The sequence below is a fragment of the Streptomyces sp. NPDC048182 genome (genome assembly GCF_043202555.1).
Taxonomy (GTDB): Bacteria; Actinomycetota; Actinomycetes; order Streptomycetales; family Streptomycetaceae; genus Streptomyces.
Map to the genome: position 1 here is coordinate 61984 of NZ_JBIDAQ010000003.1, position 23099 is coordinate 85082.

Annotated in this window: 19 protein-coding genes; 12 read left to right on the forward strand and 7 right to left on the reverse strand. The window is 71.5% G+C overall.

Annotation, left to right across the window (positions count from 1 at the left end):
* Positions 1–293: 293 nt before the first annotated feature.
* Together ACGFZL_RS06265 and ACGFZL_RS06270 are read left to right on the forward strand one after the other, a co-directional pair.
* Positions 294–1625: a dicarboxylate/amino acid:cation symporter gene (locus tag ACGFZL_RS06265; RefSeq protein ID WP_393689745.1), complete on the forward strand. Its 1332-nt coding sequence runs from the start codon at positions 294–296 to the stop codon at positions 1623–1625.
* Between the two features lie 72 nt (positions 1626–1697).
* Positions 1698–2378 carry a TetR/AcrR family transcriptional regulator gene (locus ACGFZL_RS06270; RefSeq protein WP_355167330.1) on the forward strand — a complete coding sequence of 227 codons (681 nt, stop codon included), beginning with the start codon at positions 1698–1700 and terminating at the stop codon, positions 2376–2378.
* Here the strand turns inward: ACGFZL_RS06270 and ACGFZL_RS06275 are convergent.
* Positions 2366–3253: a MaoC/PaaZ C-terminal domain-containing protein gene (locus tag ACGFZL_RS06275; RefSeq protein ID WP_393690180.1), complete on the reverse strand. Its 888-nt coding sequence runs from the start codon at positions 3251–3253 to the stop codon at positions 2366–2368. The two genes, ACGFZL_RS06270 and ACGFZL_RS06275, sit on opposite strands and share 13 nt — an antisense overlap.
* 2 nt (positions 3254–3255) lie before the next feature.
* Positions 3256–4572 carry a 3-oxoacyl-ACP reductase gene (locus ACGFZL_RS06280; protein WP_393689748.1) on the reverse strand — a complete coding sequence of 439 codons (1317 nt, stop codon included), beginning with the start codon at positions 4570–4572 and terminating at the stop codon, positions 3256–3258.
* 125 nt (positions 4573–4697) lie between these two features.
* Between ACGFZL_RS06280 and ACGFZL_RS06285 the strand changes: the two genes are divergently transcribed.
* The gene (locus ACGFZL_RS06285) at positions 4698–5984 is read left to right on the forward strand and encodes an acetyl-CoA C-acetyltransferase (RefSeq protein ID WP_393690181.1); all 1287 of its coding nucleotides are present in this window, start codon (positions 4698–4700) and stop codon (positions 5982–5984) included.
* A gap of 220 nt (positions 5985–6204) precedes the next feature.
* Positions 6205–8139 carry an AMP-dependent synthetase/ligase gene (locus ACGFZL_RS06290; RefSeq protein WP_393689750.1) on the forward strand — a complete coding sequence of 645 codons (1935 nt, stop codon included), beginning with the start codon at positions 6205–6207 and terminating at the stop codon, positions 8137–8139.
* A 59-nt stretch (positions 8140–8198) separates the two neighbouring features.
* Here ACGFZL_RS06290 and ACGFZL_RS06295 read toward each other — a convergent pair whose 3' ends face one another.
* On the reverse strand, positions 8199–8402 hold the full coding sequence (locus tag ACGFZL_RS06295; RefSeq protein ID WP_393689752.1) for a cold-shock protein: 204 nt from the start codon (positions 8400–8402) through the stop codon (positions 8199–8201).
* 263 nt (positions 8403–8665) lie between these two features.
* Here ACGFZL_RS06295 and ACGFZL_RS06300 point away from each other — a divergent pair, with 263 nt between their 5' ends.
* Complete coding sequence (locus ACGFZL_RS06300; RefSeq protein WP_393689754.1) at positions 8666–9514, forward strand: menaquinone biosynthetic enzyme MqnA/MqnD family protein; 849 nt, start codon at positions 8666–8668, stop codon at positions 9512–9514.
* Between the two features lie 98 nt (positions 9515–9612).
* On the forward strand, positions 9613–11226 hold the full coding sequence (locus tag ACGFZL_RS06305; protein WP_393690182.1) for a protein kinase domain-containing protein: 1614 nt from the start codon (positions 9613–9615) through the stop codon (positions 11224–11226).
* Positions 11227–11276: 50 nt separating this feature from the next.
* On the opposite strand, the gene ACGFZL_RS06310 is transcribed toward ACGFZL_RS06305, so the two are convergent.
* Positions 11277–15866, reverse strand: a complete 4590-nt coding sequence (locus ACGFZL_RS06310; protein WP_393689756.1) for an FtsK/SpoIIIE domain-containing protein — start codon at positions 15864–15866, stop codon at positions 11277–11279.
* 302 nt (positions 15867–16168) lie between these two features.
* Here ACGFZL_RS06310 and ACGFZL_RS06315 point away from each other — a divergent pair, with 302 nt between their 5' ends.
* The 6 genes from ACGFZL_RS06315 to ACGFZL_RS06340 all read left to right on the forward strand — a co-directional run bounded on the left by ACGFZL_RS06315 (position 16169) and on the right by ACGFZL_RS06340 (position 21057).
* Positions 16169–16471, forward strand: coding sequence for a WXG100 family type VII secretion target (locus ACGFZL_RS06315; protein ID WP_393689758.1), 303 nt, complete (start codon positions 16169–16171; stop codon positions 16469–16471).
* A gap of 83 nt (positions 16472–16554) precedes the next feature.
* A complete protein-coding gene (locus tag ACGFZL_RS06320; RefSeq protein ID WP_393689760.1) occupies positions 16555–16851 on the forward strand; it encodes a hypothetical protein in 297 nt (98 codons plus the stop codon).
* Positions 16852–16873: 22 nt separating this feature from the next.
* Positions 16874–18388 (forward strand): putative T7SS-secreted protein, encoded by a 1515-nt coding sequence (locus ACGFZL_RS06325; protein WP_393689762.1) that lies wholly within the window; start codon positions 16874–16876, stop codon positions 18386–18388.
* A 589-nt stretch (positions 18389–18977) separates the two neighbouring features.
* Positions 18978–19817 (forward strand): hypothetical protein, encoded by an 840-nt coding sequence (locus ACGFZL_RS06330; protein ID WP_393689764.1) that lies wholly within the window; start codon positions 18978–18980, stop codon positions 19815–19817.
* Entirely contained in the window at positions 19814–20458 is a 645-nt protein-coding gene (locus tag ACGFZL_RS06335; protein ID WP_393689766.1) for a hypothetical protein, read from the forward strand. The genes ACGFZL_RS06330 and ACGFZL_RS06335 overlap by 4 nt, the downstream gene beginning before the upstream one ends.
* Entirely contained in the window at positions 20455–21057 is a 603-nt protein-coding gene (locus ACGFZL_RS06340; RefSeq protein ID WP_393689768.1) for a hypothetical protein, read from the forward strand. The genes ACGFZL_RS06335 and ACGFZL_RS06340 overlap by 4 nt, the downstream gene beginning before the upstream one ends.
* Positions 21058–21087: 30 nt before the next feature.
* Here the strand turns inward: ACGFZL_RS06340 and ACGFZL_RS06345 are convergent, their stop codons facing one another.
* The 3 genes from ACGFZL_RS06345 to ACGFZL_RS06355 form a co-directional block, all read right to left on the reverse strand.
* The gene (locus ACGFZL_RS06345) at positions 21088–21219 is read right to left on the reverse strand and encodes a hypothetical protein (protein WP_393689770.1); all 132 of its coding nucleotides are present in this window, start codon (positions 21217–21219) and stop codon (positions 21088–21090) included.
* A gap of 130 nt (positions 21220–21349) precedes the next feature.
* Positions 21350–22072, reverse strand: a complete 723-nt coding sequence (locus tag ACGFZL_RS06350; protein ID WP_393689772.1) for a hypothetical protein — start codon at positions 22070–22072, stop codon at positions 21350–21352.
* A gap of 73 nt (positions 22073–22145) precedes the next feature.
* On the reverse strand, positions 22146–23075 hold the full coding sequence (locus ACGFZL_RS06355; protein ID WP_393689774.1) for a hypothetical protein: 930 nt from the start codon (positions 23073–23075) through the stop codon (positions 22146–22148).
* Positions 23076–23099: the final 24 nt, after the last annotated feature.

Here is a 23099-nt window from a genome sequence, read left to right on the forward strand (position 1 = left end):
TTCCGACCTGTCTCGGATACCGGGGCACTTTGCGTTCTATGGGTCACACATCACATCGGCCTGTCAAAGAAAGGCTTTGGGTATCCCAAAGGGCCGGTGTTACAGTCCCATGTATGAAGCATGCAGTCGCGCACCCCGCCCCGCCGAGCCTCGGGCTCGTCGCGCGCCTGCACGTGGACCACTGCCGGTGCGCGTCCGCGATCTGTCGCCCCTGACGTAACCCCCCTCCACCGCCCTCCACGTCAGCCCCACGCGTCCGTTCCCCGCGTCCCGTCCCCTTACGGAGTCCGTCCGTGTCCACGAACACGAAGTCGCCCTCGAAGTTGCCGAAGGTGCCCTTCTGGGTGCAGATCATCGCCGGTCTCGTCCTGGGCGCCCTGCTCGGCTGGCTCGCCCGCAGCCAGGACGTCTCCTGGCTGGTCACGACGTTGGAGAAGGTCGGCGACATCTTCATCGGCCTGCTGAAGCTGGCCGTCGCGCCGCTCGTCTTCTTCGCCATCCTCATATCGATCACGAACCTGCGGAAGGTCAACAACGCGGCCCGCCTCGCGTCCCGCACCCTCCTCTGGTTCATGATCACCTCGCTGATCGCGGTCGCCATCGGCCTCGTCATCGGCCTGGTCACCAACCCCGGCTCCGGTACCGGGCTCACCCCGCAAGACGGCGCCAAGCCCAAGCACACCGGCTCCTGGATCGACTTCCTGACCGGCATCGTGCCCGAGAACGTGATCACGCCGTTCACCGACCTGAACGTGCTCCAGATCGTCTTCATGGCCGCCGTCGCCGGCATCGCAGCCCTCCAGCTCGGCGAGAAGGCCAAGCCGATCCTCACCCTGAGCGAGGCCGTCCTGGAGCTGCTCCAGAAGGCCCTGTGGTGGGTCATCCGGCTCGCCCCGCTCGGCACCGTCGGCCTGATCGGCTACGCCATCGCCACCTACGGCTGGGACCTGATCGGCAAGTACGCCACCTTCACCGCCGACATCTACGTCGGCTGCGCCATCGTGCTGTTCGGCGTCTACCCGGCGCTGCTCGCCGGCGTCGCCAAGGCGAACCCGGTGCAGTTCTTCAAGGGCGCCTGGCCCGCCATCCAGCTGGCCTTCGTCTCCCGCTCCTCGGTCGGCACCATGCCGGTGACCCAGCGGGTCACCGAGCGCCTCGGCGTGCCGAAGGAGTACGCGTCCTTCGCCGTGCCGTTCGGCGCCACCACCAAGATGGACGGCTGCGCCGCGATCTACCCGGCCATCGCCTCGATCTTCGTCGCCCAGATCTTCGACATCCACCTCGGCGTCGGCGACTACCTGCTGATCGCCTTCGTGTCGGTGGTCGGCTCCGCCGCCACGGCCGGCCTCACCGGCGCGACCGTCATGCTGACGCTGACCCTGTCCACCCTTGGCCTGCCCATGGAGGGTGTCGGCCTGCTCCTCGCGATCGACCCGATCCTGGACATGATGCGCACCGCCACCAACGTGGCCGGCCAGGCGCTGATCCCGGTGATCGTCGCCGCCCGCGAGAACCTGCTGGACCGCACCGCCTACGACTCCGCGCACAGCTCGCCGCTGTACGAGGAGGACGCCGAGCCGGAGCAGGCCGAGGACACCCGCGAGCGGGTGCCCGCCGCCGCCTGACCTCCACCCACGGTGCCCGGGACGCCCGCACGGCGTCCCGGGCACCGTCGTGCGGACCGTACGCTGAAGCGCATGGGTGCCGGGAAGACCACCAAGCGGATGCCGCGTGCGGTCCGCGAGCAGCAGATGCTGGACGCCGCCGTGCGGACCTTCGGGCAGCGCGGGTACATGGCCGCGTCCATGGACGAGATCGCCGAACTCGCGGGCGTCTCCAAGCCGTTGGTCTACCTCTACCTGAACTCCAAGGAAGACCTCTTCACCGCCTGCATCCGCCGCGAGGCCCGCGCCCTGACCGAGGCGGTACGGGCGGGGGTGCGGCCGGAGCTGCCCCCGGACGGCCAACTCTGGTCCGGGCTGCGGGCGTTCTTCGCGCACACCTCCATGAACCCCGACGCCTGGACGGTGCTGCACCTCCAGGCCCGCACCCACGGCGAGCCGTTCGCCGCCGAGGTCGCCGCGATGCGGGCGGAGATCGTGGCCTTCGTCACCCAGCTGATCGCCGCCGCCGCGCGGGACGCCCACCGCGACCCGCACCTGCCCGAGGGCGAGGTCGCCGGGCTCGCCGAGGCCCTGGTCGGCGCCGCCGAGTCGCTGGCCGACTGGGCCAACGCCACCGAGGGCGTCACCGACCGGCAGGCGGCGGCGACGCTGATGAACTTCGCCTGGGCGGGGCTGGGCGAGCTGATGACGGGGCGGGTGTGGACGCCGCCGGGGGAGCCGGCCGCCGTGCCGTCCGTGGCTCAGGCCGGGTAGGGCTCCACCACGCCGGACAGGTGCAGCCGGTCCCGGGCCTCGTCCCGGCCGCCCCGCAGCTCGAAGCGACCGTCGCCGTCGGCCCCGTACGCCACCGTCGCCGGCAGCAGCACCGGCGCCCGGAACGCCGCCCGCACCGCGACCGCGTCCGGCGTGCCGTGCTCGGCGAGGCACCGGGCGACCGTCCACATGCCGTGCGCGATGGCGCGCGGGAAGCCGAAGAGGCGGGCGGTGAGGGGGTGCAGGTGGATGGGGTTGCGGTCGCCGGAGGCGGCGCCGTAGCGGCGTCCGATGTCGCCGCCGAGCCGCCATTCGGCGCGTACGGGGAGGGTTTCCGGTTCTTGACGGGCCGCTGTCCCCGACTCCTCGCCCGGCGTCCCGTGCCGGGCCAGATACGTGCTGCGCGACTCCCACACGACCGCGCCCGACGCGTCCCGCAGCTCCGTCGCCACCGTCGCCTCCGTGCCGCGCCGGTGCGGGGCCAGTCCGGCGACGTGCACGGCGACGTCGTACGCCGCCCCGACCGGCAGGGCGGTGTGCCGGGTCAGCTCGATCGAGGTGTGGACGAGGCCGAGCAGCGGCAGCGGGAAGGCGCGGGCGCTCATCAGCCGCATGGCGAGCGGGAAGCCCAGCAGGTGCGGGTAGGTCACGGGGAGGGTGTCCGCGCCGGTCGAGAAGCCGCAGACCCGCTCGTACGCCGCCAGCCGGGGCAGGTCCGCCCGCGCCCCCGGCAGCAGCAGCCGGGTGCGCGGGAAGCCGGCGTCCGGGTGGGGCCGCTTGGCGGGGGACAGCAGGGCGCCGCGCGCGAGGAGCGGTGGGAGGGCGGGGGCGCGGGTCAGGGTGAGGTCGGTGGGGCCGTTCGTGGAGGGACGCATCGTCACGCCCCCAGCAGGCTCTGGCCGCAGACCCGTACGACCTGGCCGTTGACCGCGCCCGAGGCGGGGTGCGCGAGCCAGGCGGTGGTCTCGGCGACGTCGACCGGGAGGCCGCCCTGGGCCAGGGAGTTCATCCGGCGGCCGGCCTCGCGGACGAGGAGGGGGACCGCCGCCGTCATCCGCGTCTCGATGAACCCGGGCGCCACCGCGTTCACGGTCACGCCGTGCGCGGCCAGCGCGCGCGGGGCGAGGGAGCGGACCAGACCGGCGATCCCGGCCTTGCTGGCGCCGTAGTTGGTCTGCCCGGCGTTGCCGGCGAGCCCGGCGATGGAGGCGGTGGCGACGATCCGGCCGCCGGGGCGCAGCGTGCCGGCCGCGAGCAGGGCGTCCGTGGTGCGCAGTACGCTGGCGAGGTTGACGTCGAGGACCGAACTCCAGCGCTCGGCGGGCATGTTGACCAGCCGCCGGTCCCTGGTGATTCCGGCGTTGTGGACGAGGACGTCGAGCCCGCCCCGCTCGGAGAGCGCTTCGGCGATCCGCTCGCCCGCGTCGGCTGCCGTGATGTCCAGCGCCAGCGCGTCGCCCCCGAGCCGCCCGGCGAGCGCCCGCGCCGCGTCGGCGGCCTGCGGCACGTCGAGGACGACGACCCGCGCGCCCCGTCCGGCCAGCGTCTCGGCGACCGCCGCGCCGATGCCCCGGGCGCCGCCGGTGATCAGCGCGGTGCGCCCGGCGAGCGGCCGGTCCCAGTCGTCCGGCGCGGTGACCTCGCCCGCGCCGACGCCGATCACCTGGCCGCTGACGTAGGCGGAGGCGGGGGAGAGGAGGAAGCGCAGGGTGGACTCGGCGGCGGCCGGGTCGGTGAGGCGGACCAGGTTGACGGTCCTGCCGCGGCCGATCTCCTTGCCGAGCGATCGCGTGAACCCCTCCAACGCCTGCTGCACGGCGGCCTGGTGGTGGTCGTCCGGGTCCGGCGGGGCGCCGAGCACCACCACCCGGCCGCCGGCCGCGACGGCCCCGACGACCGGGCGCAGGGCGGCGTGCACCTCGGCGAGGGCGGTGACGTCGCGCACGCCGGTGGCGTCCAGGAGGACGGCGGCGGCCTCCGGGTCGGGGTCCTTCAGTCCCGTACGGTCCAGCACGGCGGCCAGCCGGAGGGCGTCGAGCGCCGACTCGCCCGCCGTCAGCCGCAGCAGCCCGCCCGGCAGCGTGGCCGGCCCGTCCGCGCTCCTGACCAGCGGCGCGGGCCGGGGCAGCCCGAGGCGCCGGGTCAGGAAGCGGCCGGGCGGAGTGCCGGTGAAACGGAGGTATCGGTCGGCCATGCCCTGTCTCCTCTTGCTTACTCTGAAGTAAGGTTACCGATGGTAAGCCGCCAGTGTCCCCGCTGCCTACGCCACGACGTCCACGCCACGGTGAGGAGCACGCCGAGATGAGCCCCCTGGGCGAGATGAGCCCCCTGGAACCGCCGCGCCCCCGCCGGGTCGCCGTCATCGGCGGCAGCCGCATCCCCTTCGCCCGTTCCGACGGCCCCTACGCCACCGCCTCCAACCAGGAGATGCTCACCGCCGCCCTGGACGCGCTGGCCACCCGCTTCGGGCTCGACGCGCCCGGCGCGGTGGGGGAGTTCGTCGCCGGGGCGGTCCTCAAGCACAGCCGCGACTTCAACCTGGCCCGCGAGACCGTCCTCGGCTCGGTCCTCGACCCGCGCACCCCGGCCTACGACGTCCAACAGGCGTGCGGCACCGGCCTCCAGGCGGTGATCGCCGCCGCCAACAAGATCGCCCTCGGCCAGACCGAGTCGGCGGTCGCGGGCGGCGCGGACACCGCGAGCGACGCGCCGCTCGGTGTGAACGACGCCCTGGGCCGCATCCTGCTGGCGGCCCGCCGCGCCAAGACCCTCGGCGGCCGGGCCCGGGCGCTGGCGAGGCTCCGCCCGGGTCACCTCGTCCCCGACATCCCGCGCAACGCCGAGCCGCGCACCGGCCTGTCGATGGGCGAGCACGCCGCCGTCACCGCCCGCGCCTGGGGCGTGGCACGTGCCGCGCAGGACGAGTTGGCCGCGGCGAGCCACCAGCGTCTCGCGGCGGCCTACGAACGCGGCTTCTTCCAGGACCTGGTGGTCCCCTTCCGCGGCCTGGCCCGCGACCAGAACCTCCGGCCGGGCTCGACACCGGAGCAACTGGCCCGGCTGAAACCGGTCTTCGGCCTCGACCGGCGCGAACCCACCATGACGGCCGGCAACTCCACCCCGCTGACCGACGGCGCGGCGACGGTGCTGCTGGCGAGCGAGGAGTGGGCGGCGGCGCGGGGGCTGACCCCGCTGGCGTACCTGACGGCGTACGAGACGGCGGCGGTGGACTTCGTGGGCGGCGATGTGTCCGGCGGTGAGGACGGGCTGCTGATGGCCCCGGCGTACGCCGTCCCGCGCATGCTGGAGCGGGCCGGGCTCGGCATCGAGGACTTCGACCTGGTCGAGATCCACGAGGCGTTCGCCTCGCAGGTCCTCGCCACCCTGGCGGCCTGGGAGAAGCGGGGCCTGGCCCCCGTCGACCGGGCCCGGCTCAATGTCGCCGGCTCCTCCCTCGCCACCGGCCACCCCTTCGCCGCGACCGGCGCCCGGATCGTGGCGACCCTGGCCGCGCTGCTCGCCGAGCGGGGCGGTCCGGGGCGCGGGCTGGTCTCCGTCTGCGCGGCGGGCGGGCAGGGCGTGACGGCCGTACTGGAGCGAACCTGACCCAGCCAGTACGTACCGGCAGGTAACTCCCAGGGCTGCACAGACCCGGCCCCGGACCACCCCGGAACCCGCACCAACCCCCCACCCCCGCCCCGTACGATCACCGCCCTGACCATGCCCGACCGCCGGTAACACCCCCCTCGTCACCCGGGGCCCGGTCTGCGGGGCCCGTACGTCACGCGTGGCGCCGACGCCGCCGCCGCACGCCCAGGAGCCGCCCGTGTCCACCCCGCTTCCCTCCCACGCCGCCTCCGCCGCGTACGCCGACGCGCCCGGCCCCGTCCTGGTGCCGCCGGAGACGCGGCGCCTGGACGGCGCGGTGCGGGAGGCGTACGTGCCGCCGCTGGCGCCCCCGGTGCACCACGGCTCGCTCGCCGACCTGCCCTTCGAGAACGCCGCCGCGGCCCCGGGCCAGGTGGTGCTCAGCCGCCGGTCGGCCGACGGGGAGTGGAGCGACGTGACGGCGGCCGAGTTCGCCGCGCAGGTGCTCGCGGTGGCCAAGGGGATGATCGCGGAGGGGCTGGTGCCAGGGGACCGCGTCGCGATCATGGCCCGGACGACCTACGAGTGGACGCTGCTGGACTTCGCCGCGTGGGCGGCGGGCCTGGTCACGGTGCCGGTCTACCCGACCTCCTCGCTCTTCCAGACCCGATTCATCCTCCAGGACTCCGGCGCGGTCACCCTGATCACCGAGACCGCCGCGCAGGCCGCCGCCCTCGGGCCCGAGCTGGATCGGCTGCCCGACCTGCGGCACCTGTGGATCCTGGAGAAGGGCCACGTGGAGCGGCTCGCGGAGCTTGGCGCGCGGGTGCCGGACGCCGAGGTGGACGTACGCCGCGGCATGCTCGGCCCCACCACCCTCGCCACCCTCATCCACACCTCCGGCACCACCGGCCGCCCCAAGGGCTGCGCGCTGACCCACGGCAACTTCTTCGCCGAGGTCGACAATGCCATCGAGCTGCTCTACCCGGTCTTCAAGGACAAGTCCGGCGACGACACCTCGGTGCTGCTCTTCCTGCCGATGTCGCACGTCTTCGGCCGGATGGTCGCCGTCGCCTGCGTGCGCGCCCGGGTCCGCCTCGGCCACGCCCCGAGCCTGGCCCCCGCCGAGCTGCTGCCCGACCTGGCCGCCTTCCGGCCGACCTGCCTGCTGACCATCCCGTACATGCTGGAGAAGGTCTTCAACGCCGCCCGCGCCAAGGCCGAGGCGGGCGGCCGGGCGGGCATCTTCGACCGGGCCGTCTCGGTCGCCGAGCGCTACGGCGAGGCCCTGGAGGCCGGCCAGCACGGCACCGGCGGCGGTCCCGGGCGCGCCCTGCGCACCGCCCGCGCCTGCTACGACCCGCTGGTCTACCGCAAGATCCGCAGCGCGATGGGCGGCCGGGTCCGGCACGCCATCTGCGGCGGCTCCCCGCTCGGCCGCCGCCTGGCCGCCTTCTACGCGGGCGCCGGCATCGAGATCTACGAGGGCTACGGCCTGACCGAGACCACCGCGGCGGCCACCGTGACGCCGCCGCTGAAGCCGCGCCTGGGCACCGTGGGCTGGCCGCTGCCCGGCACCCGGGTCCGGATCGCCGCGGACGGCGAGATCCTCCTGGCCGGCGGGCAGATCCTGCACGGCTACTGGGACCCGGGGGCCGGCGGCGTCACCCCCGCCGCACCCGACGGCTGGTTCCCCACCGGCGACCTGGGCTCCCTGGACGACGAGGGCTATCTGACCATCACCGGCCGCAAGAAGGAGCTGCTCATCACGGCCGGCGGCAAGAGCGTGGCCCCGGCCCCGCTGGAGAACTGGCTGCGTTCGCACCCCCTGGTCTCCCAGTGCCTGATCCTCGGCGACCGGCGCCCCTACGTCTCCGCCCTGTTCACCCTCGACCCCGACGGCGTCGGCCACTGGCGCCGCATGCAGGGCAAGCACCCGGTGCCGCCGGAGCTGCTGGTGGACGACGAGGAGGTGCGGGCGGTGTTGCAACGGGCGGTCGACGAGGCCAACAAGCTGGTCTCGCGCCCGGAGTCCATCCGCCGCTTCGCGGTCCTGCCCCGGGACTTCACGGAGGAGGACGGCCATCTGACCCCGTCGATGAAGCTGCGCCGGGAGGCGATCATGCGGGACTTCGCGGGGGCGGTGGCGGGGCTGTACGACGTACGCGGCTGAGAAGGGCAGGAGCCCCGTCGCCGTGGCACGGCGCGGGGCTCCTTGGGTACTGCTGTCGGTCAGACAGGAGTGACGTTCTCCGCCTGCGGACCCTTCGGGCCCTGCGTGACGTCGAAGTTCACCTGCTGGTTCTCCTCGAGGGACCGGAAGCCGGTCGAGTTGATCGCGGAGTAGTGGACGAAGACGTCGGGGCCGCCGCCTTCCTGGGCGATGAAACCAAAGCCCTTTTCGGCGTTGAACCACTTCACGGTTCCGGTAGCCATAAGCCCTCCTTGGGCCCAAAGGGTTGCCCTGCTCCAGAACCAGCAAGTGTGAAGACCGATCCGCACAACTGCATACGTCTGAGAACGACGAGAGCCTGCGGTCACATGCTCCGCAGGCTCTGTACTGCAAGGAAACCAAACTGCAACTTGCCGTGAGCTTAGCACGGGGGCGCCCTCGCGCAACAGGTCCCAAGATCATTCCACCCGGACGAGGGAACGCCCCCGGCGTCCGGCGGACACCGGGGGAGGGCTAGCCTCGCGATGTGGACATTCCTCGCACCCGGCCGCGCGTCGGCCACATCCAGTTCCTGAACTGCCTGCCCCTCTACTGGGGGCTCGCGAGAACGGGCACGCTGCTCGACTTCGAGCTGACGAAGGACACCCCTGAGAAGCTCAGCGAGCGCCTGATCCGGGGCGACCTCGACGTCGCCCCGGTCACCCTGGTCGAATTCCTCCGCCACGCCGACGAACTCGTGGCCCTCCCCGACATCGCGGTCGGCTGCGACGGCCCCGTGATGTCCTGCGTGATCGTCTCCCAGGTCCCCCTGGACCGCCTGGACGGCGCCCGCGTCGCCCTCGGCTCGACCTCCCGCACCTCGGTCCGCCTGGCCCAGCTGCTCCTCGCCGAGCGGTACGGCGTCCGGCCCGACTACTACACCTGCCCGCCCGACCTGAGCCTGATGATGCAGGAGGCCGACGCGGCCGTCCTGATCGGCGACGCCGCGCTGCGCGCCAACATGCTCGACGGCCCGCGCTACGGCCTGGACGTGCACGACCTGGGCGCGATGTGGAAGGAGTGGACGGGCCTGCCCTTCGTCTTCGCCGTCTGGGCGGCCCGCCGCGACTACCTGGCGCGCGAGCCCGTCATCACCCGCAAGGTCCACGAGGCGTTCCTCGCCTCCCGCGACCTGTCCATGGCGGAGGTCGGCAAGGTCGCCGAGCAGGCGGCGCGCTGGGAGGCGTTCGACGAGCAGACGCTGGAGCGGTACTTCACCACCCTCGACTTCCGCTTCGGCGCGCCGCAGCTCGCCGCGGTGGCGGAGTTCGCGCGCCGGGTCGGCCCGACGACGGGATTCCCGGCGGACGTGAAGGTGGAGCTGCTGGCGCCCTGACGGCGCGGGGCCTCTTCGGAGGGGCGGTCGGATTACCCTGCTGGTGGGTGTCCGCGCACGGGGGAGGCGCGCACCCGGAGGGGTGGACCGTGGACGCTGTGCGCCCGCTCGACGCCGACGAGCCCACCGCCGTGGGCCCCTACCGCCTGCTGGGCCGACTGGGCTCCGGCGGCATGGGCCGCGTCTACCTGGGACGCAACGCCGGGGGCCGCACGGTCGCCGTGAAGATCGTGCACCCGCACTTCGCCCTGGACGAGGAGTTCCGCGCCCGCTTCCGCCGCGAGGTGGCCGCGGCGCGCAGGGTGGGCGGTGCCTGGACCGCCCCCGTCCTGGACGCCGACCCCGATGCCCGCGTGCCCTGGGTGGCCACGGCCTACGCGGCGGGCCCGTCCCTGACGGCGGCCGTCACGGAGGGCGGCGGTTCCCTCCCCGAGCACACCGTACGGACGCTGGGCGCGGGCCTCGGCGAGGCGCTGGCGGCGGTGCACGCGCTGGGCCTGGTCCACCGGGACGTCAAGCCCTCGAACGTCCTCCTGACCCTGGACGGCCCCCTCCTCATCGACTTCGGCATCGCCCGCGCCACCGACGGCACCGCGTCCCTGACCTCGACCGGCGTCTCCATCGGCTCGCCCGGCTACATGGCGCCGGAGCAGATCCTCGGCAAGGGCGTCACGGGAGCGGCCGACGTCTTCTCCCTGGGCGCGGTCCTGGCCTACGCGGCGACCGGCACCCCGCCCTTCCCCGGCGACTCCTCGGCGGCCCTGCTCTACAAGGTCGTCCACGAGGAGCCGCGGCTCGACGCGGTGCCCGCCGCCCTGCACGACCTGGTCGCCGCCTGCCTGGCCAAGGACCCGGCCCGCCGCCCGACCCCCGCCGAGCTGGCCGCCCGCCTGGCGCCGTCCGGCGCGGCCCGGCTGGTCGCGGGCGGCTGGCTGCCGGGGGCGCTGGTGGAGCGGGTCAGCCGGGGGGCGGTGCGGCTGCTGAACCTGGAGGGGGAGGCGGCGGCCTCCGGCCCGGTGGCGTTCAGCCGGCCGTCGGTGGGCGCGGCGTGGTCGACGACCGGCTCGGGCAGCCCGACCGACTCGGTCGGCGTGTTCGGTCCGGCACCGGTGATGCCGACGCCCACGCAGCCGAACCGCGCCCCGACCCCGGGCAGGCTCTCCGTCTCCCTCGCGGCCACCTCCGCCCCGGCGGACGGTGGCCGCCGTGGCCGCCGGCTCAGCTGCACGGTCGCCCTGGCGGTGGCCGGGGCGCTGGCGGCGGTGACGGTGGGCACGGTGTTCGTCCTGGACCTGCTCCCCGGGCACGGCGACCAGGGTGACGCGGCCGGCGACCGGGCCCCGTCGGCCACCGCCCCGACCACCCTCCCCGCCCGCTACCTCGGCACCTGGGAGGGCCAGGCCACCGCCGTCGAGGGCAACCTCCCCCTGGGCACCTTCCGCCTGACCGTCGGCAAGGCGGCGGTGGGCCAGCGCCTGGGCACCCTGCGCCACACGGACATCTTCGGCGGCACCTGCGACGACGTCCTCACCGTCCGCCGGATCACCGACCAGCAGGTCGTGACGGAGGCGGCCGGCGTGCCGGGCAACCGGAGCGTCTGCACCACGGACCGGCACACGGTCCGCCTCACCCCGGTCGGCGACGACCTCCAGTACGACTCCGACAGCGAGGACTCGGGCCGGCCGAAGGCGCGGCTGTCGCGGGTGGGGTAGCCGGCGGGGCGGTGGTGGGGTGGCCGGCCGGCGGGGGTGGCCGGCGGCGCTCAGCCCGGGACGACGACCGTGCGCAGCTCCCCGTCCCCGAGGTGCAGCAGGCCCTTGCCCGGCGCGACCGGGCCGCCGACCATCCCGCGCGAGATCCGCAGGCCGATCAGGTCGCCGCTGGAGGACTCCTGCGGGGAGAGCAGGATGCCGCGGCGGGCCTTCTTGGCGTCCACCTGCCAGCCGGAGAAGCCGCTGCACACGTCCTCCTCGTCGCCGGCGATGACGAGGGCGAGACCGCGTTCGGCGCCCCGCGAGACGAGCTTCTTCAACTGCCCCTCGGCGTCGCAGTCCTCCAGGATCTCGCCGTCGTCCACCAGCACCGCGACGGGCTCCTCCGGCGAGGCCCGGTCGATCAGCTCCTCGAACTCGTCCTCGTCGACGTCGTCGCCGGTGAACACCTTCAGCACGCCCTCCGCGCCGTCGAGCCCGCGCAGCGGCGACTGCCGGGGGGCGGCCACGACCAGCCGGGTGCCCCGGGCGAGGAAGGACTGCGCCATGTTCATCAGCACCGTCGAGCGGCCGGACTTCGCCGGCCCGGCGATCACGAACGCCGGTACGCCCTGGGCCAGGTCGGGGCCGAAGCCGACGATCTCGTCGCCGCCGATGCCGGCCAGCGCCCACAGCGGGGAGCCGGAGGTCTCCGGGTCGCGCATCTCCCACGCCTCGGTGAAGGACACCCGGCTGGGCAGGCTGTCGACGCGGAACGGGCGCCGCGCGCGGGGCACCCCCGCGTCCCGGGCCGTCGCGGCCTCGCCGATGGCGGTGAGCGCGGCGGCCTGGCCCTGCCCGGTGGTGTCCTCGGCGAGCAGCGCGAACTGCGTCTCCGTACCGGACTCGTTGCGGAAGGCGCGGCCCGGCGGGATCTCCTCGGGGACCTTGCGGGTCGGGATGCCGAGCGAGGAGAAGTCGCTGCGGTCGGCGAGCCGCAGGCCGTACTTGTCCTCGGTGAGGGTCGCGACCCGGCCGACCAGCAGGGTCCGGTCGCCGGTGAGGACGAGATGGACGCCGACGCTGGCGCCCTCGCGCATCATCGTCTGCAACTCGTCGGTGAGCGAGCCGTGGTCGACCTCGCCGAGGGTGGGCACCCAGCCCTCCCAGCGGTCCAGGAGCACCACGATGTGCGGCAGCCGCTCGTCCTCGGCGACGGCGGCGGCCCGCTGCTCGCCGATGTCCGCGAACCCCTTGTCGGCCAACAGGTCCTGGCGCCGCGAGAGTTCACCCTTGAGCCGGCCGACCAGGCGGACCACCCGCTCGGTCTGGTTGCGCCCCACCACCGCGCCGCAGTGCGGCAGCCGGGTCAGCGCGTTGAGCGCGCCGTTGCCGCAGTCGATGCCGTACAGGTGGACGTCGGCGGTGGAGTGCGTACGGGCCAGCGAGCCGGCGATGGTGCGCAGCACCTGGGAGCGGCCGCTGCGCGGGGCGCCGCCGATCATCAGGTGCCCGAAGGTCGCGAAGTCGACGACGACGGGGCGGCGGGCCTGGTCGGCGGGGAGGTCCTCGACGCCGTACGGGGCGGGCGGCAGCACGCCCGGGGCGGTCGCGGGACGCGCCGGGACCTCGATCTCGTCCAGGAGCAGCGTGTCGGCGAGCGCCGGCAGCCAGGGGCTGTGCTGGGCGGGGATGCCGAGCGCCCGGTTGGCGTCGCGGACGGCGTCGACCAGCACCTTGAGGTCGGTGATCTCGTCGTCCTCGCGGGCCTCGGAGCGGGGCTTGGCGAGCGCCGCCCGGCCCAGGTCCTCCCAGCCGAGCGCGCCGACCCAGGGCGCGAGGGCGGCGGGGTCGGCGGCGCCGGGACGCCGGCCGCCGACCCGCCCCGACTGGAAGGGGACGAGGGAGGCGTGGCCGAGGCGGGCGTAGGCGCGGCCCGGGGTGCTCTTGGCGATCTGGCCGGCCTCGGGCGAGTCGATGACGTCGCTCGACTCACTGGCGTCCGTCACGCGCAGCGCGATGCGCAGGTTGGTGTTGGCGCGGATCTCGGGGGAGACGACGCCGCTGGGCCGCTGGGTGGCGAGCAGCAGGTGGATGCCGAGGGACCGGCCGCGCTGGGCGATGTTGACCAGGCCGGTCACGAAGTCCGGCAGGTCGCGCACCATGGAGGCGAACTCGTCGATGACGATGAGCAGTCGGGGCACCGGCGGGTGCGAGGGGTCGCGGCGCACCAGGTCCTGGTAGTCCTCGATGTCCTTGGCGTCGGCGGCGGCGAGGATGTGCTCGCGCCGCTTCAGCTCGGCGCCCAGCGACTCCAGGGCCCGCTCCACGAGGTGCGCGTCGAGGTCGGTGACCATGCCGACGGTGTGCGGCAGCTTCACGCAGTCCTTGAACGCCGAGCCGCCCTTGTAGTCGACCAGCACGAACGTCATGTTCTCGGGGGTGTTGGCGACGGCCAGCGCGGCGACGATGGTCTGCAGCAGCTCGGACTTGCCGGAACCGGTGGTGCCGGCGATGAGTCCGTGCGGGCCGTCCTTGCGCATGTCGATGCCGAAGGGGCCGTCGTAGGACTCGCCGATGACGGCCAGCGTCGACTGGCCGCCCATCCGCCAGTGCGCGCCGACCGCGTCGGCCGTCGGCGGCTCCAGCTGGAGCACGTCGAGCAGCCGGCTGGCGCCGGGCAGCGCGGAGTCCTCGCTCTCGCCGCTGATGTCCCGCAGCGCCGACAGCGCCCGGGCCAGCCGCAGGCACCAGGCCGGGGTGACGAAGTCCGGCCGTACGTCGGCGATCCGCTCCGCGCCCGCCTCCTCGACCCGCAGCCGCAGCTTCTCGGCCCGGGGACGCCGCTCGCCCTCGGCCGGGGCACCGGCGTGCCAGGCGTGGAACGACGGGAACCCGCCGACGGCCTGCCGGGGCGCCTCGGCCGCCGCTTCCCGGGCCCGCCCGTCGGCCCTGGGCTCGGCGACGACGAACGCCTGGCACTCGCCGGGCAGGAACCGCTCCTCGGCGTCGAGGCAGAGCGCGAAGATGGACACTGCGGGCCCCTCGCGCAGCAGCCGCACCACACCGGGCAGCGAGCGCAGCCGCCGCGAGCCGTCCCACACCACGACGATGTCCGGGTCGCTGAAGGTCGCGCTCGGCCCGCCGCCCCGGTTCTGCTCGGCGGCCTTCTTGCGGGCGTCGAGGATCTGCGTCAGCTCGCCGACGCGGGCGCCGACGGTCTCGGCGTCGGTGCCGATGAGCACGTTGACGTCCTGGCCGCCGGCCGGCCGGGCGTGCGGCAGCCAGCGGGCCCAGTCCCAGTCGGCCTGGGCGGAGTTCTCGCTGAGCAGGTAGAACTGCACGTCCATCGGGCTGTGCAGCGCGGCGCTCTGCGCGACGGCCCACCGCCCCAGCGCCCGCGCCGAGTCGTCGGGCCCGGCGACACCGATCACCCCGAGCGACCGCAACGACAGGGCCACGGGCGCGTCCGCGATCTCCCACGTCACCTGCCGCCGGTGGTCGTCCTTCTCGGGGTCGTCGAGCACCACCTCGGAGGGCAGCCGCCCGGTCCCGAACCGCAGCAGCAGATGGTCGCGGTCCGTCCGCCGCCGCTCCCACAGCCGGGTCCGCGGCCCCGTCCCCACGGACAGCACGGCCGCCGGGTCGGGCACGGCGCGCCGCCGGTCGTCGCGCTCGGCGACCAGCGCGTCCTGGGCGTCCTTCTCGATCCGGGCCTTCTGCTCCTCGTACTCCTTGACCTGCTTGGCGTGCGACTTGCGTCCGTGCTTCTTGTCGTTGAAGTAGTTGGCGAAGAGCAGCAGGGGACTCAGCCCCGCCATGATCAGGTAGTACCAGCGCTGGAAGATCAGCACGGAGACGACGGCGCCGACCAGCGGGGTCAGCGCCATCAGCCAGGGCAGCGGACGGGCCTCGTAGTCACGCGGCGGCGACGGCAGCCGGAAGGTGGTCTGCCGGTCCGCCGGGCGCAGTCGCGGCGGCCGGTTGTAGTCGAGCCCGACGCCGTCCTCGGACCACTTCAGCGCGGCGTCGGGCGGGGTGTAACGGGCCAGCTCCAGCAGGGAGTTGCCCATCCCGACCTGCGCGCCGAGCGGCCAGCCGTCCCCCTCCCGGCCGGCGAGGTCCGCGCCGTCGAGCGTCACACCCGCCTTGTCCCCGTGCACGGCGAACTTGCAGGTGCCGTCGGAGGCGACGGAGAGGGTGAGGGCGCGGGCGTCCAACTCGGGGTCGTCGACGCGGACGTAGGCCGCGGGCCCGCTGCCGACGTCGTACCGCCCGACGCCGAGCCGGTGCACGAACCCGGCGCCGGGCCCGCCGACCACGCGCAGCTCGACCAGCCCGGTCGGCTCGCCGGGCAGGCAGCCGGCGGGATCCTGGAGGCTCACCACCGCGCCCTCGCGCAGCGGCGACCCGACGACGGTGGCGGACGGATCGACGGCGTACCCGTCGACGTAGACGAGCGGCGCGCTCCCGCCCCCGCCCCCGCTCCCGTACGCCCCCTGCCGCTGATGCCCGATGGGAATGACCTGGGCCCCCGAGACCCCGACCTGTTTGGCCAGCTCGGCGGCTATGTCCCCCACGGTGGACTCGGGGTCGGCGTCCAGCACGACGTCGGCGGTGCCGCCGCCGAACGGGTCGACGACGGTCAGAGTCAAACGCACGCTGGTCCTCCCGATGCCCCCGCGGTCCCGCCCGACGATATCCGCTGGGTGCGGGGGCGGGGCAACGGGGCTGAGGGCGGCTTCCCGCCAGCAACGTCCCGCACGCGTCGGGCACGGCACCCGCACCGTGCGTCCACAGACCGTGCCGGGTCGGCCCGGGGGGCCTCGGCGGGGGCTGCGGCACCTGGAGTCACACCCGTAAGCTGCTGCCGCGAGAACGGGCGACGATCACATGGTCGTTCAATACGCAAACAAGGAGCCACGGGGGCTGGCCCTGCGGCGTCGTGAGAGGAAGCGGCTTCATGGCCAAGGACCTTGACATCACATATCAGGACATGCGTGATGCGGCGAAGCACGTCGTGAAGGAGAAGGAGAAGCTCCAGGAGAAGCTCGACGGCCTGCGCAAGTACATCGCCAACCTGGTCGAGTCGGGCTACGTCACGAAGAGCTCCTCCAAGGCCTTCGACGAGAACTTCGACGAGTTCGTCCGCGGCACGAAGGACGCCCTCGACGGCCTCGACGGCATGGGCGACTACCTGACCATGGCGGCGGACAAGTTCGAGCAGATCGACGACGAGCTGGCGAAGGCGGCACGGAGCAAGTGAACGCAGCCTGACCGCGGTTCAGCCGAAGGGCGGCGACACGTCGTCCTTCGGCTCACCTCGTCCCACTCTCTGCCAGGGGAAGCATGTCGGACCAGACTGCCGATATCGGAAGAATCAAGGAGAGCGCCAAGGCGATGTCCAAGATTCACCGTGAGTTCGAAGGCAACGCCAATCCGGCCGAAGGGCTGGACGTGAACACTCTGGGTGACAAGGGGTTGGTCGATGTCTTCGACGACTTCGGCAGCAACTGGAGAATCCATCGTGAACGGCTGACGGACGAATTGGAGAAGCTGGCGCAGTTGCTGTCCACCGTCACGAAGACGTACGAAGACATCGACCATCAGCTCGCCGAAGCCCTGCGCCGTACCGACAACCAGTAGTTGGGCACACGGGAGGTTCGAAGTGACACGTCCACGCGCCGATGAGTGGTCGGCGATCGGCGAGTCGGCCGATCCGGTCCCCGGAGAAGCCGAGGAGGTTGCCAAGCTCGGTCGGGACCTCCGTAAGACTGCCAAGGCCATTCAGAAGCAGGCCGACGAGATCAAGGCGCTGGCCTCCGTGGACGAGTGGAAGAGCAAGACGGCCGCGGAATTTCGCAAGGAGGCGGGCGAAGCCGAGGGCAAGCTCCGAAAGGCGTTGCGGCGCTACGACACGGCCTCGGACGCGCTCGGGGAGAAGGTGGTCGAGGGGGCAAAAGATTACGCTTCCGAACTCCACCGAGCCCAGACGATGGCGGACAAGGCTCTGCGAGAGGCCCAGGACGCGCAGGACGAGCACAAAACAAGTAGTACCGGCATCGACAAACTACCCAAGGGTACGTCCGGGGACGATCCTGCCCGAAAGAAGCTGGAGAAGCGGCAGGAAGCCGCGAACACGGCGTTGGAACGGGCGAAGCGTGACTTGGAGAACGCCAAGGACGTCCGTGACGCGGCGGCCAAGAGGGCCCGTGAGGCCATCAGGCATGCCATCGATCACGATGGGCTGAAAGACGGCACCTGGGACAAGTTCAAGGATTGGGTGCACGATAACGCGGGCTGGATGAAGACCGTCCTGGACTACGCGGGCTGGGTGGCGACGATCTGCGGAACCCTCTCCCTGATGGTCGGATGGATTCCCATTGTCGGTCAAGCGCTAGCCGGCGTACTGGGCACCATCGCGCTTGCCGCCACCCTGGTCTCCCTGGTGGGACATACACTGCTCGCTCTGGCCGGAGAGGGTAGCTGGTTCGACGTGGCGCTGGACGTCGTGGGACTGGCCACCTTGGGTGTGGGCCGTGGAGCCTTGGCCGGCGCCAAGGGTGCCACGCAGGCTGCTCAGAGTGTCGGCCGATCGACCGCGGCCAGAACTCTCCGACAGGGCATCAAGGCGAAGCCCGGTACGGCGGCGTACAACAGAGCGGTCAATAAGGCGTGGAGGAAGGCGAACGCGCTCAGCGGCGGTGCTCCCCGCGGCAGAGCCGGAGCGGAAGCCGTCACCAAGGCACCCAAAGGCTGGTTCCCCGGTTTGCAGCGAGTTTCCGACGCCTTCAACCCGCGCCTGATCTACCAGGAGTCCAAAGACAGCGTCAAGGCTTTGAAGGACTTGCGTCCCAGTAACTTGCAGAGGCTCGGGCAGGCCGACAGTTGGTCGGGGGTGCGGCCGCGGCTGGGCGACACCGGTATCGCCGACCTGGAGAAGAGCCTCGGTCGGATGTCCGAGTCACTCAAGGCCGACAGCGTGGTCCAGGGCACGATGGACGTCTACCGGACCCAGACCCGGATCTGGGCGGGTTCGACCGCCATTGCCTCGTCCACCGACGCACTCGACAAGGGAGACATCACCGGCAGGATCGGTGATGTCGCAGGCATTCCGGGTCTTGGCGACGGAGTCTGGTCAGCGACCGGCATCAAGGATGCCACGACGACGAGCAACGGTTGAGAAGGAGAAATGGAGTGGAGCGGGACGCATGAGTACCGACGGGCGGGAAGAGTGCGGGCCGCTGGACAGAAACGCGGCGGTCATCGTATTGCCGCGAGGCATGTACCCGCGCCGTGCTCACGTTGTCCACCGAGCCCGGATGTACGTCGATGGACCGGACCTGGTCGTGCGCGATCACCGCGCCGCACCGCGCCGTTTCCGGGTCGGTGGCAGTGGTATCCGTGGAGCCCAGTTTCAGCCACCACAGGGTGACTTGTGGGACATCGTGCGGAATCGACCCGCGGACAGATGGGGTGTGTTGACCTTCTGGGGGGCGGACGGGGCGGACGTCTTGCGGGTGCCTCTTGCCGAATGGCTTCCCGAATCGGCTTCCCTGGGAGTTGTCGAACTGTCTCCTGCCGAGTGTCTGGGCCGGACAGGGCTCGACGACTTGGTCAAAGCTCTCGGTCTGCCGCTAGGAAGGCCGCCCGGACGCGATGCCACGCGGGAAGGGCGGAGGAGGCCGCCCGAGGGCCGACCAGCCCGGGTAGTCCAGTCCGACGTTCCTGGCTGGCACAGCCGCGCCCGCGGGCTGGGGATGCTCGTGTGGTTGGCCGCTCTTGTGGCCGTCTTCTTCCTCGACTCCGATGCGGCCATGGTGGTTGCGTCGGGAGCGCTCCTCTTGCTCCCGGCGTCCGACCTGCTGTTGCGCGTTCAGGCGGCCTATCACCGTCGTGAGGACAGCCGGATCCCCGGTGCCGCGGTGATCTCCCCCTGCCCGGCGCCAGACGCACGGACGACGCGCAGATTCCTCCGGACGACGGCGATTCGGGTAATGCGCGACGAGGTCGTCCTGACCGACGCGGCGGGGCGGGTGCGCGGTCTGGCACTGTCCGGTACCCACGGGGTCGGCCAGTTGGCACGTCTCCATGATCCGCGCACCGGACGGGTGCTGGGTATCGAACTCCGTGATCGAGGGGGCCGGGCGCGAGCCCTCCTGCCCCACCGGTACTGGTTCGCCGGATCGGAAGGTCCGTACCGCTGGAACCAACTGGTCGAGGCACTGAACGCCGAGGTCGTGGACGAGAGTCTGCGCTCTGGCGCCGACTCTTGGTGGCAGGGCCACCTCCTGTCAGCGGACGTACGCGCCATGGCACCCATGGAAGCCGGGGACGTCCGCGCAGCGTCCGGCGGCAACCGGTCGGCCGTGGCCGGCGGCGAACTCGCTCTCGTCCCACTCTTCGCCGCTCTCCTGTTGCCGGGCGTCCTGGCATCCGGCGCCGAAGCGTTCACGGCGGGCCTGCTGTCCGCACTCACCATCGTCGCAGTGTGGGGCCCTCTCGTGGGCGACGTACTTGTCAGTCGCCTCCATGCCGATAAGTTCAAGGTGGGCGATGGGGGCTTCAGGCGCCCAGGCCTCGACGCGTCGAACTCTCGGGAGACATCTTGACCTTGTCGGCACACGGTGAGACAGAACCGCCCTCCGACTACCGGCTGCTCCTTCCGAACGGGTGGTTTCGTGTCCGCATCGAACCGGCGAAGCGTGAGCGGTCAGTCGATGCCCTGATCAACCGCGAGTTCGAAGGCAACGACAATGTCCCACACCTGAAACGAAGACTGCGCGACGATCTGCTGGCCCAGGCAGCCGCTGCTTACCGCGAAGGCGGTATCGAGCTGTACCTCAGCTTGCAGCGCGCAGGAGGGCTGACTATCCCTGCGTCCCTACTCATCACCCTGCTCCCCTTTCCTGGGGACAAGGGCCCCCCGAGCGTTCACGACCTGGCCGCGGACATACCGGTGGACCAGAACACCTCCGTGTCAGTGGTGGAACTGGACGCCGGGCCGGCTGTACGCGTTCAGACCCTGACTGGGCAACCAACTCGACCCGCGCCCCAGGGCATGCCGGGAGACGCAGATCAGGCATTGCCGTCCGTCACACTCGCGTACCAGCTTCACGTGCCGGGGACCTCGTCGTGTCTGATGTTGACCTTCTCGACTCCACTCGTGCAGATCGCTGACGCGATGGTCGCGCTTTTCGATGCGATCGCCACTTCGTTCACTTGGATGGATAGGGCAGAAAGCAACGCATGAGTGACATCCGAGCCTGCGGCATTGTCTGTCCGACGGACTGGGTACCGCTCCCGGTGGATCCAGGGGATGACCTGAAGAGCTGGGTGAAGAGAACGGCAGTCGACCTGTGTGAGCGGAGCAAAGCCTCTGGTTACGAATTGGATGGGCAGGCGCTGCGCGAAGATCTGCGGGACCGCGCGAAAGACAGCCGAAGCCGCGATCCGTTCTACGCCTTTGCTCTCTACCCCGATGGCTTCGACAGCTCCCTGGCTGTGATGGAACTGGACTTTATTCATCCCGACGAAACGGTTCCCGAAATCACTTTGGACTGGCTGGCTTCGACGTTTTCCGCGCAAGATTTCGGACCGCCGCGCATCGAGCACATCCACCTGCCTGTCGGCCCGGCAGTTCGCATCCGACAGGACTTTGCCGCTGCGGACGCCGCGTCGACCGCTCCGGAAGTTCCTGGCGTCCTGTTGGAGACGATCACCTACGGGATCCTTCCGGTGGGCGCCGAGGTTGCTGTCATGCTTCTGATGTCCTGGACGGTTCCCGGAGTCGCGGCCGAGATGGAGCAGGCCGCCGACGCTGCCGTGCGGACGGTGACGGTCGACTTCTGAGGAGGCGGTCTGCCGATGCGGCGGCCTCGTTCACCATGGAAATGCGCCAGATCCCTGGAAGGCGATCACGAACCCGATTACCAGGGGCAGCAGGACAAAGAGAATGAACGCGGCGAGGGCCTTCGCCCACACCGCCGACTTGCCCGTGCCTTCCGTTGCCATGACTGCTCCGTATGACCGTCGTGGTGAGAACCGTGGACTCGCGGCCGTGCTGTCACGGGGCTTCTCTGATCACGGTCCCGCTGCCTTGGGGATCTGCCCAAGCGCCGGTCGCCCCGGCCCCGCCGACGCCTCAGGGCGAATCCTCGGTCCCGGCAGGATCGGTGAAGGACAGGGTCTGCAGTATGGCCTCCGTCATCTCGCAGAACTGCTGCCAGTGATCCACGTAGGCCGTGAGCATCGTGAAGACAGCGGTGAACGGAGCGGTCGGGAACGGGACGTGCACCTGGAGTTGCGCGGTCACGACCTCCGTTTCGCTGCCGTCCGCGGTTGCCTCGGGCCTGATGGGGAACTGGCGCCAGCTGATGCACGCCACGGCTGGCCCGCACGGCAGGTCGAGCCATCGGACATCGTTGAGAGAGTCGGTGCGCAGGGCGGCGGCAATGCCCTGGGCCACCACGTCCGTCTCGCCGTGGGGCTGGCCCGTGGGCACGGCCGCAAGCGTGAGGACGCACTGAGCGGCCCCCTCCGAGAGCGCGTGCCGCGCCACCTCCCCTTGCTCGGTGAAATCCTCGTCCGAGGTGGAGAACAGCCCCATCGCCGCGTAAGAGATCCCCGTGTCGGCGAGCAGCTCGGCGATGGCCGCGTAATACGGAGCAGCGGGGCGCCATATGTCCTCGCTGCCCCTGGAGTAGAGCTCACGCACGAAGGCGTCCGCTCGGTGAGCCCGTTCCTGGGGCGATGCGGCCAGAGGCAGGGCGAAGAAGCCCTCGGGTATGAGGAACCACAGGGGCGCGGGTTCGCCCGGTAGTCCGGGAGCCACGGCCGGCGGGTTCGGATCAATCACGGAAGCCATCTCAGAAGTCGTCGGCCAGGTAGTCGGTGCAGGTAGTCGGTGATGACGACCTTCCACCCGTTCGGAATGGCAATCACCAGTCTTCGGTGTGCAACTCCTCGGGCGCAACCTGTTCGCCGTGGGTGTCCATGACCAAACTGCGTTCAGAAGCCCCGAATACAGAAGTCAGTCTCTCCGGAAGGAGGATTTCGACCTTGTAGTGGCCGCACTTATGGCGAACTACGACGGGATGGATGGTTGCGGGAGACGGGACCTCGGACGCGAAGGAGGACACGGTCGCTCTCTGCTCGGGGCTGAGTGCGGTCTCCGCGACCAGGGTCAAATCGGGATCCAGATACCGGAGAAGCCTTGCTCTCCCCTGGCTATAGAGCCTGCACCAAGATCCATCCGAGAAGGCGACGGTGAAGTCCTTGCCGTCCTTGAAGTTCTTTCGGGCAACGTCTCTGACGGCCGTGCGTGGACACTGCCAGAGAACTTCGTCCTCGATCAGCTCCATGTCTTTCTTGTGCAACGGTAGTTGCACGATGACGAGTCTGCGGTCGGTGACAATCAAATGAGTGGAACTGTGCTTGGTGTCTGTTCGGGAAGGGTCCAACTGCCACGGCAGGGTCCGGGCGAGCGCCTCGGGTGCGGCCCACAGGACCGGAAAGTCATCGACTTCGTTGGCCGGATGATCCGGGATGTCGGAGCTTTCCCCGCCGTAGGGGCCCGAACCGCCGCTCACGTTGCCTCCAGCGGCGCCCAGTGCGGCCATGAACGCCACGAATGCGACTTTCACCGTTCCATGAAGTGTCTTGTTCAAGGCCGCTTCACTGTGGGAACGGTGCTCGAATCGGGGCCCCGCGGGCCAGCCGGACAGCTCCTGCAACTCGTGCTGAATTTCGTTGCGTTCGTTGTCGCGGAACCACCGCATTCCCTTGACCGGTGCCGCCGCACCGGTGGCGAAGACCACGGGGGCGCGCGCAAGCAGCAATTCTTCGTCATCCGGCTGCCAGATGTTCATCTTCCCATGCCCTTCGCGTCGACA